Annotated in this window: 12 protein-coding genes; 3 read left to right on the top strand and 9 right to left on the bottom strand. The window is 64.6% G+C overall.

The window, feature by feature from the left end; genetic code table 11:
• Window position 1: 1 nt before the first annotated feature.
• Together LQD11_RS02990 and LQD11_RS02995 are read right to left on the bottom strand one after the other, a co-directional pair.
• Window positions 2-1,216, bottom strand: a complete 1,215-nt coding sequence (locus tag LQD11_RS02990) for a glycosyltransferase (protein WP_238616196.1) — start codon at window positions 1,214-1,216, stop codon at window positions 2-4.
• Window positions 1,213-2,529, bottom strand: a complete 1,317-nt coding sequence (locus LQD11_RS02995; RefSeq protein WP_238616197.1) for a nucleotide sugar dehydrogenase — start codon at window positions 2,527-2,529, stop codon at window positions 1,213-1,215. Before LQD11_RS02995 ends, LQD11_RS02990 begins: the two co-directional genes overlap by 4 nt.
• A 39-nt stretch (window positions 2,530-2,568) precedes the next feature.
• Between LQD11_RS02995 and LQD11_RS03000 the strand changes: the two genes are divergently transcribed.
• Complete coding sequence (locus LQD11_RS03000; RefSeq protein ID WP_238616198.1) at window positions 2,569-4,410, top strand: asparagine synthetase B family protein; 1,842 nt, start codon at window positions 2,569-2,571, stop codon at window positions 4,408-4,410.
• 309 nt (window positions 4,411-4,719) lie between these two features.
• Window positions 4,720-5,370, top strand: coding sequence for a PEP-CTERM sorting domain-containing protein (locus LQD11_RS03005; protein WP_238616199.1), 651 nt, complete (start codon window positions 4,720-4,722; stop codon window positions 5,368-5,370).
• Between the two features lie 94 nt (window positions 5,371-5,464).
• Here the strand turns inward: LQD11_RS03005 and LQD11_RS03010 are convergent, their stop codons facing one another.
• The gene (locus LQD11_RS03010; RefSeq protein ID WP_238616200.1) at window positions 5,465-6,235 is read right to left on the bottom strand and encodes a class I SAM-dependent methyltransferase; all 771 of its coding nucleotides are present in this window, start codon (window positions 6,233-6,235) and stop codon (window positions 5,465-5,467) included.
• Between the two features lie 121 nt (window positions 6,236-6,356).
• Here LQD11_RS03010 and LQD11_RS03015 point away from each other — a divergent pair, with 121 nt between their 5' ends.
• Entirely contained in the window at window positions 6,357-7,433 is a 1,077-nt protein-coding gene (locus LQD11_RS03015; RefSeq protein ID WP_238616201.1) for a 3-deoxy-7-phosphoheptulonate synthase, read from the top strand.
• Window positions 7,434-7,465: 32 nt separating this feature from the next.
• Here LQD11_RS03015 and LQD11_RS03020 read toward each other — a convergent pair whose 3' ends face one another.
• From LQD11_RS03020 to LQD11_RS03045, 6 genes are read right to left on the bottom strand one after another with little or no spacing between them, the layout of a single operon-like run.
• Complete coding sequence (locus LQD11_RS03020; protein ID WP_238616202.1) at window positions 7,466-9,358, bottom strand: XrtA/PEP-CTERM system amidotransferase; 1,893 nt, start codon at window positions 9,356-9,358, stop codon at window positions 7,466-7,468.
• A 5-nt stretch (window positions 9,359-9,363) separates the two neighbouring features.
• Window positions 9,364-10,521 carry a TIGR03088 family PEP-CTERM/XrtA system glycosyltransferase gene (locus tag LQD11_RS03025; RefSeq protein ID WP_238616203.1) on the bottom strand — a complete coding sequence of 386 codons (1,158 nt, stop codon included), beginning with the start codon at window positions 10,519-10,521 and terminating at the stop codon, window positions 9,364-9,366.
• The gene (xrtA, locus tag LQD11_RS03030; RefSeq protein ID WP_238616204.1) at window positions 10,518-12,113 is read right to left on the bottom strand and encodes an exosortase A; all 1,596 of its coding nucleotides are present in this window, start codon (window positions 12,111-12,113) and stop codon (window positions 10,518-10,520) included. Before xrtA ends, LQD11_RS03025 begins: the two co-directional genes overlap by 4 nt.
• Entirely contained in the window at window positions 12,110-13,324 is a 1,215-nt protein-coding gene (locus tag LQD11_RS03035) for a TIGR03087 family PEP-CTERM/XrtA system glycosyltransferase (RefSeq protein WP_238616205.1), read from the bottom strand. Before LQD11_RS03035 ends, xrtA begins: the two co-directional genes overlap by 4 nt.
• Window positions 13,321-14,391: a FemAB family XrtA/PEP-CTERM system-associated protein gene (locus LQD11_RS03040; protein WP_420828245.1), complete on the bottom strand. Its 1,071-nt coding sequence runs from the start codon at window positions 14,389-14,391 to the stop codon at window positions 13,321-13,323. Before LQD11_RS03040 ends, LQD11_RS03035 begins: the two co-directional genes overlap by 4 nt.
• On the bottom strand, window positions 14,388-15,263 hold the full coding sequence (locus LQD11_RS03045) for an XrtA system polysaccharide deacetylase (RefSeq protein WP_238616206.1): 876 nt from the start codon (window positions 15,261-15,263) through the stop codon (window positions 14,388-14,390). Before LQD11_RS03045 ends, LQD11_RS03040 begins: the two co-directional genes overlap by 4 nt.
• Between the last annotated feature and the right edge of the window lie 24 nt (window positions 15,264-15,287).

The following is a 15,287-nucleotide window of genomic DNA, read 5'->3' on the forward strand; positions in this document are numbered from 1 at the left end:
CCTACCCTTGCCCGTTCATGGTCCTTTGGCAGATATCCTCAAAACACCTGGCCACCGCCAGGGAGGAGCAGTGATCTTCCACGTGGCGGCGGGCGGCCTGTGACAGCCGTAGCCGCAGGGCCGAATCCGACAGGAGCCGGTCCAGGGCCTGGGCCATGGCCTCGGGGGTATCCGCCTGCAAAAACTGCTCGCCATCGGTGAGCGGCAGGCCTTCCACCCCCAGCCCGGTGGAAACCACCGGCAGGCCCATGGCCATGGCCTCGTAGGCCTTGATGCGGGTGCCGCCCCCCACCCGCAGGGGGATCACATAGGCCGCGCCACCGTATACATGGGGGCGGATGTCATCCACAAAGCCGGTGAAGGTCCAGGGCAGGTTGCGCCGGGCCGCCTGCTCCACCAGTTCCGGATGGGGCCTGCGTCCCACCACGGTCATGCGCGCACCGGGGCGACGCTGCGCCAGCAAGGGCCAGACCTCGTCCATGAAAAAGCGGATGCCGTCGATGTTGGCCTGCCAGTCCATGGCACCGGTGAAGATCAGGTGGTCCCCGTCGCCGGGCGGCTGGTAGGCAAAGAAGTCCAGATCCACGCCGGTGGGGATGGCCTCCACCCGACGGTTCCGGGGCATGGCCCGGAATGCCTCGGCATCCCGTTCCGAGACTGCCACCACGGTATCGAAGCGGGGCAGTTCCCGGGCTTCGAAACGAGCCATCTTGCGATGCTGGCCCCGCCAGACGTAGCGTTTCAAGGGGTGGCCGGCCACCTCGGCATGCCGGCGAAAAATCTCCGCCTCCACGTTGTGGGTGAACATCACGGTGGGGCACAGGCTGTGGAGGGGGGCCAGGGTGGCGGCGTGGATGAAATCGAACACGGCCACCTGGGCACCCTGCTGAAGCTGTTCACGCACCCGGCGGCGGGCAACGGGGTTCACGCCGGCGGCCACGGAAACAGGCTTGAGGGACAGTAAATGGCGCAGCCGGGTGATCCTGTGCAACGGCCCGACACTACGGGCCGGCCAGGCGATGAAGCGGTCGCAGACCGCTTCGATCTCTTCCCGATGTCGGGCCGTCTGCTCGGGCGTGGCCGGCGACATGAGGGTGATGTGAAACCGCCCGCCCTTCATGCCCCGCAGGATCTGGGTGGTGCGGATCTTGCCGCCTTCGTCGGTGGGAAACAGAAACCGGGGTGACACAAAGACCAGGGACGGACGTTCGCTCACCAGCAGATCCCCTGATAGGCGGCCTTGAGGGCGCCGCGGTCCTTGATACCCACTAGGTCAAGTACCTGCTGTTCCGGACCGGCATGGGCCAGCAACTGTGCCACCAGCGGGGCATCACTCAGCCCCAGGACGATCACTTCCGAGTGTTCGATGAGGGCACGGCAATCTTCCATCAGCAGGGAGGCGATATGGGGCAGTGTCTCCTCGATGTAGCGCCGGTTGGCGCCGATGACCCGGGACAGCTGCACGTTGGGGTCGTGGATCTTCAGGTCCATGCCCTTGCCGATCAGACGCTCCGCCAGTTCCACCAGGGGGCTTTCGCGCATGTCGTCGGTGCCGCTCTTGAAACTCAGACCGATCAGGCCCACGCGCCGCTTGCCGCTGTCCAGGACAAAATCCACCGCATGGTCGATCTGCTGCTGATTGCTGGGAATGAGGCTGCCGAGCATGGGTAGCTCGGTGTCCTGCTCCTTGGCCATGTAGAGGACCGCCCGCAAATCCTTGGGCAGGCAGGAGCCGCCGAAGGCAAAACCGGGACGCAGGTAAGCCGGGGAAATGTTGAGCTGGCGGTCCCGGGTGACCAGTTCCATCACCTCGCGGGAGTCCAGGCCCAGGGACTGGGACAGGCGTCCCACCTCGTTGGCAAAGACGATCTTGAGGGCGTGGAAGGCATTGCAGGCGTACTTGACCATTTCCGCCGTGCCGATCCCGGTACCCACGAACTCGCAGGGCAGATGTTCGAAGATGGGCTTCACCTGGTCCAGGGTGCGTTCGGAATCGGCACCCACCACGGTGAAGGGGGGATGATCATAGTCCTTGATGGAGGAGCCTTCCCGCAGGAACTCCGGCTGGAAGGCCAGGCCGAAGCCCTCCCCCACCCGCTTGCCGGATGCGGATTCCAGCGTCGGCCCCACCAGCTCCAGGGTGGTGCCGGGCTTGACGGTGGAACGCAGCACCACGGTGTGATAGTGGTCCGTCAAGGCCAGGGCCTCGCCGATCTGCCGGGCCACGTTGCGCACGGCGGCAAGATCCTGGCTGCCGTTGCGGCTGGAGGGGGTGCCGACGCAGATGAAGGACACCTCCGAACGGCGGATGGCTTCGCTCACGTCGTTGGTGACCGTCAGGCGTCCCGCCTGTACCACCTGGGCAGTGAGTTCCTGGATGCCTTCCTCCACGATGGGGGAGTGCCCCCGACGCAACAGATCCAGCTTGTGCGGGTCGATGTCGACCCCGACGACCTCATGGCCATCCCGTGCCAGACACGCGGCCGAGACCGCCCCCACGTACCCCATCCCAAAGATCGCGATTCTCATGCTGGTCCATCCCGATGGTTCGGATTACCATGATTATTCATGTTCCATGATGCACCCGCCATGACCGACTCCCCCAAGTTGCACGACGTGAGGCCAACCCAGGGCATTGCAGGCGCGCTGACCACGGCCGACGACTTCGACACCGTGATCCGTTCCACACTTTCCGGAAGACTGGAGGGCGGCGCCCTGGTCAGTCAAGGGCCGGCCTTCTGTGCCGCTGCCGGTGGTGGTGTGCTGCAAACCGATGGACTGATCCTGACCCTGACAGGCCGGGCGCATCATGGCGACGCTACCAGCGTGGATGCCGTCCTGCAAGCACTGGCCCGGGATTACCGCCGTCAGGGCGCGGCAGCACTGACCGTCCTCAAGGGGCCTTTTGCGCTGGCGATCCTGGAGCCGGAACGCGGGCGCGGCCTGCTGGCGGTGGACAAGATCGGCATCCGGCAGCTCTATTATGCCCAGGACGGCACCCGGCTGAGCTTCTGCAGTGCCCTGGCCCCACTGGTGGAGGCGGGGCTGGGCGGTGATCTGGATGCCCAGGCGATCCATGACTATGTGTACTGTCATTTCATCCCCAGCCCCCGAAGCATCTACCAGGGCATCCGCAAGCTGCCCGGCGGGCATGTGCTGGAGTGGGAGCGCGGGACGCATCGGGTACGCCCCTACTGGCTGCCCCGCTTTGAGGAAACTCCCGTGGATGTGGCCGGGGCGGGCAAGGAGATGCTGGCGATCATCGAGCAGGCGGTGCGCGATGTTGCCGCATCGCCGGAAGCGCCGCGCACCGCCGCGTTTCTGAGCGGCGGACTGGACAGCTCCACCGTCACCGGGATGCTGGCCAGGGTGAGCGACGAGGCCCACGCCTACTCCATCGGTTTTGATGTGCCCGGTTACGACGAGATGGAATATGCCCGGCTTGCCCGAGGCCATTTCGGGGCCGTCGGCCATGAGTATTACGTCACGCCGGACGACATCACCACCTGGCTGCCGCATGTGGCGACTGCTTGCGATGAGCCGTTCGGTAATTCCTCCGTGCTGCCGGCGTTTCTGTGTGCCCGCAAGGCCCGCGAGGAAGGGGTGGAACTGATGCTGGCCGGGGATGGCGGGGATGAGCTGTTTGCCGGCAACGAACGCTATGCCAAGCAGGGTGTATTCGAGCATTTCAACCGCCTGCCCGCCTGGGCCAGACAGGGGCTGATCGCGGGCACGGCCCCGCTGGCGAATCTGCCGCTGCTGCGCAAGGCCCACAGTTATGTCACTCAGGCGCGGATTCCGCTGCCGGATCGGATGGATACCTATGCCTTCCTGGAGCGCCATGATCCCCGGGAGGTTTTCACGGCGGGGTTCGTCGGCACGGTGGACCTGCATGCCCCCAGGGATCTGAAGCGAGGCCTGTTCGCGGCACCGGAAGGGGCTTCCCTGCTCAACCGCATGCTGTATCTGGACTGGCATTTCACCCTGCACGACAACGATCTGGTGAAGGTGAACACGGCCTGCCGGCTGGCCGGGGTGGAGGTAGCCTATCCGATGCTGGCCGAAGACCTGATGATGCTCTCCAACCGGATTCCGTCGGCGCGGAAGCTCAAGGGCAACCAGTTGCGGTGGTTCTACAAACAGGCCTGCCGGGATTTTCTGCCGGAGGCCATCATTCAGAAGAAAAAGCATGGTTTCGGCCTGCCCTTCGGCATCTGGCTGCGGGATCATCCGCCCCTGCGGGATCTTGCCCTGGATGCACTGACCCGCCTCAAGGGGCGGGACATCATCCGGCCCGAGTTCATCGACGAGCTGATCCGCCTGCACCGGGACAAGCACGCCGCCTATTACGGGGAGCTGGTGTGGGTGCTGATGGTGCTGGAGCTGTGGCTGGCCGGACGCCGGCCTTGAGTGTAAAAAATTCCGACACCACCCCCGCCTTCATCGTCCGGCCTCCGCATGGCCCCCCAAAAACGAGGGCAGGCCTGGGGGCTGGGCGCGGTTTATTAGCCATTTTCTGCCTTGAAAAGCCGCATCATGGGGTCTTTCTATCCTGACAGGCAGAAACATCGGATTTTTTTACAATCTCAAGACTAAAAGCTTGAGGCACTCCGCATAAAATCGCATCCGGAAGCCATCACCCCGCTACAGGCACACTTCATGCTTAAAAACTAGCATGCAGTTTTCCACCGAGCGCTTTTCGTGAAGGATCCAACGTCGATGAACACAGCCCACAACAAGAACAACACACTGAAGCATCTAGTCATGGCACTGTTGGTCGGCGCCGGCACCTTGGTGGGTACGGCTCAGGCTGCGGTCATTACCCTGACGACCACGGTAACCAACGCGCCTAACCAAATTAGCTTTCAAAAGACGGGCAGCACATCAGGGGAAATCAACGGTTGGCAGGTGCAGGGCATCCCCACGTTTTTGTTCAAAGTCACGAATACCAACGCAAACATTAACAACAGAATAATTACTGTGGAGTTGAAGCTTGAAGGTGCTCGTGACGAATGGGAATGGTCTGATACCTATTCGCTTACCGGCACAATTAGCAAGAACGCTAGTACCTATGCTCTCAATTGGAGTAACCTGACCATCGGCACTGCGCCCAATGAGGGAATCCCATACATTCGGCTCAGCTTCGCCCCCTTGAGCGTCGTAGGTCAGGCCGAGGGTTCGATAAATCCCATTTTCAGCTCCTGGTTACCGTCCGCAAATTCATTAGGCGGATCATCAGAAAGCAATCCCGACAACCTCAACACCCCGAACAACCTCGTCACCGCCGTCCCCGAACCCGGCATACTGGCCCTGTTCGGTGCCGGCCTGCTTGGCGCAATGGGCTTCCTGCGGCGCAGACGCGCCATCTGATCCTTGCCCGTCGTAGCAAGGCTCTCCCCTCACCCCACCCCCTCTCCCGCAAGGGGAGAGGGGCTTACCTTCCCCCACGGATTGGGAACTGGTCTTACCCCCTTCTCCCCTCGGGGGAGAAGGACCGGGGATGAGGGGAACGTTTGGCGGACACCAGGATGGCGTGGCTGAGCAGGCTGCCCAACCCCGGAACGGCCCGGATCAGCCGCCGCATCCAGGGCCTTTCCAGCAACGACTGATACCGCTGCAGACGCCCCGGCAGGATGGGGATCCAGTGCACCCGCACCTCCGTGGCCCCTTCCCGTTCCAGCCAGACGGCAAGATCACCGACCCGGTCGTACCGAAGACCCGGTGCACGCCCCGTCAATCGGGCCACCAGACACCGGATCCGGGTGGTCAGGCAGTCACGGTTCAGAGCGTCGATCCAGACCTGTCCACCCGGTCGGGTGGCATGCACCAGCTCCCGCACTGCCTGCTCCGGCCGTGACAGGGCCTGCATCACACCAAAACACAGGACACCGTCCAGGGAAGCGGGACGGATCGCCAGCTGCGTCACATCCCCCACGGCCCAGGTCATCGCCGCCGGACTGCGTTCCCGGGCCTTTTGTACCGAGGGCAGGGAATAGTCCATGCCGATGGGACTGACGCCCTGCCCGGCCAGATAACGGGTATAACTGCCGGCCCCGCAACCCACGTCCAGCCACAGGGCGCCCGGCGCATCCCCCGGCCAGAGGCGCTGAAAGTTTCTCAACCGGGCCTCCAGGCCGGACCGCGTCCAGCCGGCGATGTCGGCGTCATCCTGACAGACCTTACCGCGCTGAATGAAGCGTTGACGCCATTGTTCTTCGAATTTTGGGCGGGGCATGAAGTCTTGGGAAAAATTCTGGGCGGGCTGATAGTTTGAGGCTTGGAACCGCATTGCACAATGCAATGCATTTTCGCGTTAGACTGTCAAGATTGTCACCCTTTTACGCCGGATCACCCGCATGACCACAGCTCAGACCGAAAACCTCAACATCGCCGCCATGGACTACATGCCCTCCCCCCGGGAGATCAAGGCACAGTTCCCCCTGTCCGATGCCGCGGCCCGCAGTGTCCTCGCCGGGCGCAAGGCCCTGTGCGACATCCTGGACCATCGGGATCCGCGCCTGTTCGTGGTGGTGGGTCCCTGCTCCATCCACGACCCCGAGGCCGGCATGGACTATGCCCGACGCCTGAAGACGCTGGCGGACGAGGTATCGGATGTCATGCTGCTGGTGATGCGGGTCTATTTCGAAAAGCCCCGCACCTCGGTGGGCTGGAAGGGGTTCATCAACGACCCCCATCTGGATGACACCTTCCGCATCGACGAGGGCATGGCCAAGGCCCGGCGATTTCTGATGGACATCAATGAGCTGGGGCTGCCGGCGGCCACCGAGGCCCTGGACCCCATCGCGCCCCAGTACTACGGCGATCTGATCGCCTGGACGGCCATCGGCGCCCGCACGGCGGAATCCCAGACCCATCGGGAGATGTCCTCGGGCCTGTCCACTCCCGTGGGCTTCAAGAACGGCACCGACGGCGACCTGAGCGTGGCTATCAACGCCATTCTATCGGCCGGCAGCCCCCACAGTTTCCTGGGCATCGGCAATGACGGGCAGTCGGTGATCCTGCGCACCCGGGGCAACCGTTACGGCCATCTGGTGCTGCGCGGCGGTAACGGGCAGCCCAACTATGACACCGTCTCCGTGGCCCTGGCGGAGCAGGCCCTGGACAAGGCCGGCATCCCCCGGAACATCGTGGTGGACTGCTCCCACGCCAATTCCTCCAAGAACCCGGCGCTTCAGCCGCTGGTGATGAAGGATGTGATGCACCAGATCCGGGAGGGGAACCGTTCCATCGTGGGGCTGATGGTCGAGAGTTTCCTGGAGGCGGGCAATCAGCCGCTGACGGCGGATCGTTCCAAGCTGCGCTACGGCTGTTCCATCACCGATGCCTGCGTGGACTGGGCGACCACGGAGGAGATGATCCGCAACGGTGCGCAGATGCTGCGGGAACTGATCGACGATCGTATCTCGGCTTGAAACCTGGACTCCCGCTTTCGCGGGAGTGACGCTCACCCTTCGTTGCGCCGCAAAAACGCCTCGAACATGAACAGGGACCACAGGGGGGCGCTGTAATCCCGGCGCCCGCTCACATGAGCATCCACCAGATGCCGGAGGGTGTTCATCTCGAAAAGACCGGCATCCTGTAGCCGCTCACCGAGGATGGTATCTTGCAGACGCTGTTTCAGGGGGCTGCGGAACCACTGGTCCAGGGGCACGGCAAAGCCCTGCTTGCGCCGGTACAGGATGTCGTTGGGCAGGTGTGGCTCCATGGCCTTCTTCAGCAGGTACTTCCCTTCCCCACCCCGGAGCTTGAGCGACGGCGGCAGGCCCGAGATCCATTCCACCAGAGGATGATCCAGGATCGGTACCCGAACCTCCAGGGCATGGGCCATGCTGGCCCGGTCCACCTTGGTGAGGATGTCGCCGGGCAGATAGGTCTTCATGTCCAGGTACTGGACCAGGGACAAGGGGTCTTCCACCGGCGCGCGGGCGGCGTGGCGGCGCAGCACGTCCACCGCCGTGTGTCCCTCCAGCTGCCGCCGAAAGGCGGGGCTGTAGAGGTTCAGGCGCTGCTCGTCGCGGATGACCGCGATATTGTTGAAATACCCTTCCACCGCGTCCCTGGCCAGGGCCTGGAAGGTGGCGCGGGCGCGGAACATCCGGGGAGCCCGGTCCAGCTTGGGATATATCCGTCCCAGGGTGCCGAACAGGGGACGCCGCAACCCCAGGGGCAGATGGTTGCGCACCCGTTCCTCCTGTAGATGGAATCGGTAACGCCGGTATCCGGCCAGGGTCTCATCCCCGCCATCCCCCGACAGGGCCACGGTGACGTCCTGCCGGGCCAGCTCGCAGACCCGGTAGGTGGGCAGAGCCGAGCTGTCGGCAAAGGGTTCGTCGTAGAGATCCGCCAACCGGTCCAGCAGGCTGAAGTCATCCGGGTCCACCTGCCGCTGCCGGTGGCTGGTATGGTAGCGCTCGGCCACCTGGGCGGCATGGGCGGACTCGTCGTAGCGGGGATCGCTGAAGCCGATGGAGCAGGTCTTGACCGGGTCGTCCATCAGGCCCGCCATCATGGCCACCACGGCGCTGGAGTCCACGCCGCCGGACAGGAAGGCCCCCAGGGGCACCTCGGCCACCAGACGGATGCGTACCGCTTCGCGCAGGCGCTCCACCAGCGCCTCCATGGCCTGGGCCTCGTCCATGGGGGCATGGGGCTGGAAGGGTACGTCCCAGTATTCCCGTGGCTCCCCCGGTGCGCGGCCCCGCTGCAACAGCAGGGTGTGGCCGGGGGGCAGCTTGTGTACGCCCTGGTAGATGGTGCGCGGCTCGGGCACGTAGCCGTAGGCGAAATATTCGTCCACCGCCCGGGGGTCCAGCGACCGGGGCAGATCCGGGTGGGCCATCAGAGCCTTGAGTTCGGAGGCGAAGATGCACTGGCCATTGGGCAGATAGGCATAGTAGACGGGCTTGATGCCCAGGCGGTCCCGGGCCAGGAACAGGCTTTGGCGGTTGCGGTCCCAGACGGCGAAGGCGAACATGCCGCGAAAGTGACGCACGCAGTCTTCGCCCCATTCTTCCCAGGCATGGACGATGACTTCGGTGTCGCAATGGGTGCGGAAGGTGTGTCCGGCGGCCTTGAGTGTGTCGGTCAGCGCCGGGAAATTGTAGATCTCGCCGTTGTAGGTGACGGCCACGGTGTGGTCTTCGTTGAACAGGGGCTGCTGGCCGCTGGAGAGGTCGATGATGGACAGGCGGCGGTGGGCCAGCCCGACCCCGGGTTCCAGGTGGACGCCGCCTTCATCGGGGCCACGGTGGAACTGGGTCTGGTTCATGCGTTCCAGCAGTCCCCGGTCGATGGGGGCCTGGCCCTGGATGTCGAAGATCCCGGTGATGCCGCACATGTTTTTTATCTCTTGGAGAGTCTGTCATAGACGTTCAGGTAGCCCTGCACCATGGCTTCCAGGCTGTAGCGCTGCCGTGCCCGCTCCCGGGCGGTGCCGCCGTGGGTCCGCGCCAGGGCCATGTCGTCCAGATAGTCGCTCAGGGCGTCGGCCAGGGCCTCGGGATCGCCGGCGGGGATCAGGGTGCCGGTCTGGCCCGGCTCGATCAGGTCGGGATTGCCCCCCACCGCGGTGCCGATCACCGGCAGACCGGTGGCCATGGCCTCCAATATGGTGTTGCAAATGCCTTCCGCCAGGGAAGGCACCACGCACAGGTCCATCGCCGCCATCAGGTCGGGAATGTCGTCACGGTTGCCGGGCAGCCAGGCCAGGTCGGCAACACCGGCTTCCCGCAGACGGGCCTGCAGCCCCTCCCACAGGGGGCCGTCTCCGATCATCACCAGACGCAGCCTGCGCTTCAGCCCTTCATCCCGCCTCAGCAGGGCAAGCACGGCCTCCACCAGGATATCCGGGGCCTTGACCGCCTGCATCCGCATGACAGCGCCGATGACAACAGCCTCCGGGGGCGCGAATCCCTCCGGCAGGATGGAGCGGACCTGGGCCTTGTCCCGGGGTGAAAAACGGACAACATCCACCCCGTTGCAGATATGGTTCAGGCGGGCCGGGGCCACGCTGATCTGCCGTGACAGGTAATCCAGCTGGTGCCGGGACAGGGCAATGTACTGGCCCACCAGGGGCCGGAACACACGGCGCAGGTGCCGGGTTTTGGCCCGGGAGCCGTCCAGATCACCGATGTCCCAGCCATGCTCGCCATGGACACGCCGCCTCACCCCCGCCAGGGCGGCAATGGCCTGGGTCTCCAGGGTGGCCATGTTGCGGGTATGGACAATGTCCGGCCGCAGTCGGCGCAGCAGCCGCCAGAGCCGGCCGTGGACCTTGAGGTCCTTGCCCTCCTGCTTGTGCAGAGCATGCAGCGTCACGTCGTCGCGGCGAATGCGGCGACTGAAATCGGTGTAGTCCGTCATGCACACGATGGCATGGCGGTAGCGGTCCGCCGGCATGTGGTTGATCAGGTTGACCAGACCGTTCTCCATGCCGCCCACGTCCAGACGATGAATGATGTGGGCCACCAGCGGTGGTGTACCCCGCGGGCCGTTGGTCATGAGCCTGACTCCGGCCGGTATTCCACCTGGATCAGCCCGGGCATGCGGGTCAGGAAATCCTGCAGGACGGCCCGCCCCTCATCGGCGGTGATCGGGAACTCCGTGGTCACGGCCACCAGCAGCGAGCCGTCCCGATGGCCACTGAGCCGGGCCCAGGCCTCCAGGAGCTTGACCTCGATGGGTCGGGCGGTGGCACGATCCGCCACCTGGTACCAGTGCCAGACGATGCGGCCGCGATCTCCGGGACCGCGCATGACCGTTTCGCGGACCATGTGGGGCTCGCCGCCGGCAAGGATCACGCCGCGCCCGGACTCGGAAATCCGGCGCCAACGGACTTCATCGTAGATCAGGTTGCCGTAGGTGATGAGATCCGTACCGGCCTGGTCATGACGGTAATGAGACAGGTGCAACGCCAGCTCACGTCCGTTTTCAGACCGGTAGGCATGCTGGGACTGGTAATCCGGCTCGGCAAACCGGGGCTGCCAGACCGGTGATTCGTCCCGCTGGGGTAAGGTCCAGCCCGTGACCTGGGGGGCCACCGGATAACGGTCACCGGCCAGGGCGGCCATGCGCTGGTTGAGGCCCATCTCGGTCAGGGGGGCCATGGACAGAACCACGGCGGCCAGGACAAGGGGCATGACCACCGGGGAGACCGCCATGGGGGACGGGTTCCCGGCCCGTGTGGTCGGCTGTTGCCGGCTCCCCTCTTCCGGATGGTCGTCTTCCCGGAACAGGCTGCCCACCCAGAACAGCAGGAACATCACCACGCCGAAGAACAACCAGCCGTAGATCAGATGGTCCACCCCGACGGCGTGTTCCATGTCGGTCCAGTGGGCGATCATGATGATGCCGTAGGCCCGCAGGCCGTTGGCCACGATGGGCACGATGATGGCGAAGGCCGTGAACACCAGTCGCCGCCAGAGGCTGCGGTAAACCAGATAGGCGTACACCAGCCCCAGGGCCACCGAGGCGATCAGATAGCGGATGCCGCTGCAGACCTCGGCCACCACGAAATCCCCGGCGGGAATGCTGATGTAGTAGCCCTCGGCAAATACCGGCAGCCCCGTCAGACGCAGCATGAGCACGGTGAACCAGGCGGTATAGTCCTGCAGGATGGGGACCAGGAAGCTCCCCACCGGCCAGGCGAAGAAGACATAGGCCAGGGGGAAAGTCAGCGCCCTGGAGATGCCAAGCCCCAGAATGGTGATGACCAGGGCGGGCACCATGGCCACTACCACGAAGGTCTGGACCACGGTGACATCGGCGGCCCGGGCCAGAATCCAGCCGAAACCGAGGGCGGCGATCAGCAGGATGCCCAGGTAGCTGGGCTGGGGGGTGAGTTCGGCCAGTCGGCGGCGCATGCGCCAGGCCAGAAACAGGCTGATGGGCAGGATGACCAGGCCGTGGGCGTAGGTGTCGGAAGTGGTCCAGATATGCACCAGCTTCTGCACACTGGGCCAGTAGAGGAGCACCATGGCGCCCATGCCCGCGACCAGGAGCCCCAGGGCCAGGGGCCATGACAGGCCCGCACTCCGTGGGGCTGCCGGGTCTGCTGATGGATGTTCAGCCGATGTTGAGACAGTGGTGTTCATGGCGACTCCAACAATGTCACGAACCGCTCCATGTGCTCGGCCCAGCTGTAATGTTCGCAGACACAGGCCCGCCCCAGCCGCCCCAAACCCGGAGACAGGTTACCGGAGAGGACATCGCAGGCCAGCCGGGCCAGGGTGACCGGGTCTTCGCTCACCGGCCATTCCAGACCCTCGCAGGCGCGCAGTCCATCCAGTGCCTGGGGGGTCACCAGCACCGGCTTGCCCATGGCCATGGCCTCCAGCACCTTGTTCTGGATCCCCCGGGCGATCCGCAGCGGCGCCACCGCCGCCTCGGCATGGGTCAGATAGGGGCGCACATCCTTCACCGCGCCCGTGACCTGGACGCCGTCGATCTGCTCCAGTTGTTTCACTTCCCTGGCCGGCCGGGCGCCGACAATGGTGAAACGGGCATCGGGGTGATCCAGTCGCACCAGGGGGAAGACCTCTCGGGCAAACCAGCACACCGCATCCACGTTGGCCCAGTAGTCCATGGCGCCGGTGAAGACCAGATGCTGCTCACCCACCCCGTACGGGCGGGGATACTCTCGTTCCGGGCTGAAATAATCCACGTCCACGCCGTTGTCGATGGCATGGATGCGACCGGCCGACTCCGGCGCCAGCGTCCGGAACAGGGCCGCCTCCTGCTCACTGACGAAGGCACCCGCGTCCGTCAGGGACGCGACACGGCGCTCGAAGGCCAGCAGACGACGGGATTCCCGGGCATAGATCCGGTTCATGGGAAAGCGATGGGAAGCGGCGTACTGGCGCCACTTGTCCGAGTCCACATCGACGAAATCCACCACGACCCTGCGACCGGCATGGTCTTCCGGTCGCAGGTACTGGGCCATGGCGGACGAGAAAATCAGGACCCGTTCCACGCCCTGGTCCAGTATCCGGCGCACCCATTGCCGCATGGGTCGGCTGTCGTAGTAAGGCTCCGACAGGGAGCGGCCGTCCATGAAGCCCCGCAGACTCGCCAGCTTGGCCAACGGCGGTCGCAACGGCAACAGGCAGGTGCTCTCGCACAGGCAAGCCACGTCTTCCCGGTAACGCCAGTCGTGGGGGTCGTCCACGAACGCCCCCAGGTGAATGCGGTAGCGCCCCGCCAGGTGCTTGAGCAGGTTGAATGACCGGATCTTGTCCCCCTTGTTGGGCGGATACGGGATCCGGTGGACCAGGTAGAGCAGCGCCGGGCGTGTGGTGTCGTTCATCCCAGACCCCGGGAGAGACGGGGACCGATCAGGTTGGCCACCGGGGTGGGCAGACGCTTCCAGGCCTCGATGAAGAGACGGTACTTGGGGTTCAGGGGGTTGATCTCGGGGATGGCATCCGCCTTCACCAGATGGTACTCGTAGTAGAGCGGCTGGGGCTGGAAGCCCCAGTTCTTCTTGAAGCTGAAGGAGCCGGTGCCCCGCTTGCTGCGACCGTAGTCGAAGCACCGGTAGCCGGCGGCGCAGGCGTGGCGCATGACCTCCCAGTAGAGGAAATCGAATCCGGCCAGTTCCCGGGCCGTGGGCATGCCGCCGCCGTAATAGGGCAGCACCTCGTCGCGGAAGCAGAAGCTGAGCACGCTGCTCACCGGCTGGTCCCGGTGGGTGACGGTGAGAATCCGGGCATCCTGGCCGAAGGTGTCCAGCAGGCACTGGAAATAGCGGCGGGAGAACACGGGGGTGCCCAGGCGACGCACGCTGTCGGCATAGATGCCGAAGAAGGTGGCGACCTCATCCTCGAACCGGGATGCAAGCCCGTGCTTGATGCCCTTGCGCACCATGGCCCGCTGCTTGCGGGGGATCGCCAGCAGGTTGGCTTCTTCCTCCGGCTCGATGGGCTTGCGAAAGGTGACGTAGAGATCATCCTTGCAGGGCCACTGGGGGCAATGACGATGCTGGTGACGCAGTTCCAGATAATCCACCTGAAGTGCCTCCGCCAGATCCCGGGCCGCGTCGATCAGGGCCTGGGCCGTGGCTTCGTCGTCGGCGGCCACGCCGCCGTAGACACAAAAGGGCATGGAGATGAGGGCATTGCCGAACAGCAGGGTCTTCACATGGCCCAGGGGCAGGATACCCCGTATCCGGCCGTCCTGTTCCGCGTACAAAAAGTGCGCGGGATGTCCGAAGGCCTCCCGCAGTACCCGGCGCCAGCCGCTGCGGTGAAAGAAGGTGGCTTCCGGGCATGCCATGACATAGGCATCCCAGCGGGCCTCGTCGCCATCCTCAAGATGACGGATGGTCGGTGCTGTGCGGGCGTCACTGCCCTTGGTATCCATGACTGCATTCATGCGGGATTCACTGCCTGTTCAAGAAAGATCCTATCCATGCGTCCCCATTGAAAATCCGACAACAGCCGTTTGAGCCGGCCTTCGGTGCGGGACAGATTCAGGTAATGACGCACCCGGGTCTTGAGCCCGAGCCCGGTCTGACGGGGCTGATCGGGGTCGATCTCCCAGGGGTGGAAATAGAACACGGCGGCCTGCCGGTCCCGCTGGTTGACCTGACGAATGGCCCAGCGGGAGACTTCATAGGGCAGCAGGCGGAAATAACCGCCGCCGCCGCAGGGAAGCTTTTTGCCCAGCACTTCCACGGTGGTGACGGGGATTTCCACCAGATCGCCCTGCCCCGGCCGGAAGGAGAAGCGGGGTGCCTCGGGCATGCCGTAGAGATCGTGGTGGACCGGATAGATGCTGGAACTGTAGCGGTGGCCGGTTTCCCGCAGGGTATCCAGGGCCCAGAGATTGTCGCGGCCGATGGAGTAGCTGGCGGCCCGGTAGCCCAGTACCGGGGCACCTACGGTGTCTTCCAGCAAGGCCCGGGTTCGGGTCACGTCCTGGCGGAAGGCCTCGGGGGTCTGCTCCGTGGCCCGGATATGGGACCAGCCGTGGCTGGCAATCTCGTGGCCTTCGGCCTGGGTGCGCCGGACCAGTTCGGGATAGCGTTTTGCCACCCAGCCCAGGTAGAAGAAGGTGGCCTTGGTGTCGTGGTCCGCAAAGAGCTGGAGGATGCGGTCCACATTGCGTTCCACCCGGCAGGGGAGTTCGTCCCAGGTGCCGCGACAGATGTGGTTTTCAAAGGCGGAGACGTGGAAATAGTCTTCCACGTCCACGGTCATCGCGTTGCGGATGCCTTGGATGGGGCTGGGTCTGGATGTGTTCATCATTTTGCGCCTCCCCTGATTGTC

The sequence above is a fragment of the Ectothiorhodospira shaposhnikovii genome (genome assembly GCF_022227765.1).
Lineage (GTDB): Bacteria > Pseudomonadota > Gammaproteobacteria > Ectothiorhodospirales > Ectothiorhodospiraceae > Ectothiorhodospira.

Coding starts and splice junctions, on each gene's coding strand:
- LQD11_RS03040 (WP_420828245.1), bottom strand. CDS start 14,391: ATGAATGCAGTCATGGATACCAAGGGCAGTGACGCCCGCACAGCACCG.
- LQD11_RS03045 (WP_238616206.1), bottom strand. CDS start 15,263: ATGAACACATCCAGACCCAGCCCCATCCAAGGCATCCGCAACGCGATG.
- LQD11_RS03035 (WP_238616205.1), bottom strand. CDS start 13,324: ATGAACGACACCACACGCCCGGCGCTGCTCTACCTGGTCCACCGGATC.
- LQD11_RS02995 (WP_238616197.1), bottom strand. CDS start 2,529: ATGAGAATCGCGATCTTTGGGATGGGGTACGTGGGGGCGGTCTCGGCC.
- LQD11_RS03020 (WP_238616202.1), bottom strand. CDS start 9,358: ATGTGCGGCATCACCGGGATCTTCGACATCCAGGGCCAGGCCCCCATC.
- LQD11_RS03010 (WP_238616200.1), bottom strand. CDS start 6,235: ATGCCCCGCCCAAAATTCGAAGAACAATGGCGTCAACGCTTCATTCAG.
- LQD11_RS03025 (WP_238616203.1), bottom strand. CDS start 10,521: ATGACCAACGGCCCGCGGGGTACACCACCGCTGGTGGCCCACATCATT.
- LQD11_RS03000 (WP_238616198.1), top strand. CDS start 2,569: ATGTTCCATGATGCACCCGCCATGACCGACTCCCCCAAGTTGCACGAC.
- LQD11_RS03005 (WP_238616199.1), top strand. CDS start 4,720: ATGAACACAGCCCACAACAAGAACAACACACTGAAGCATCTAGTCATG.
- xrtA (WP_238616204.1), bottom strand. CDS start 12,113: ATGAACACCACTGTCTCAACATCGGCTGAACATCCATCAGCAGACCCG.
- LQD11_RS03015 (WP_238616201.1), top strand. CDS start 6,357: ATGACCACAGCTCAGACCGAAAACCTCAACATCGCCGCCATGGACTAC.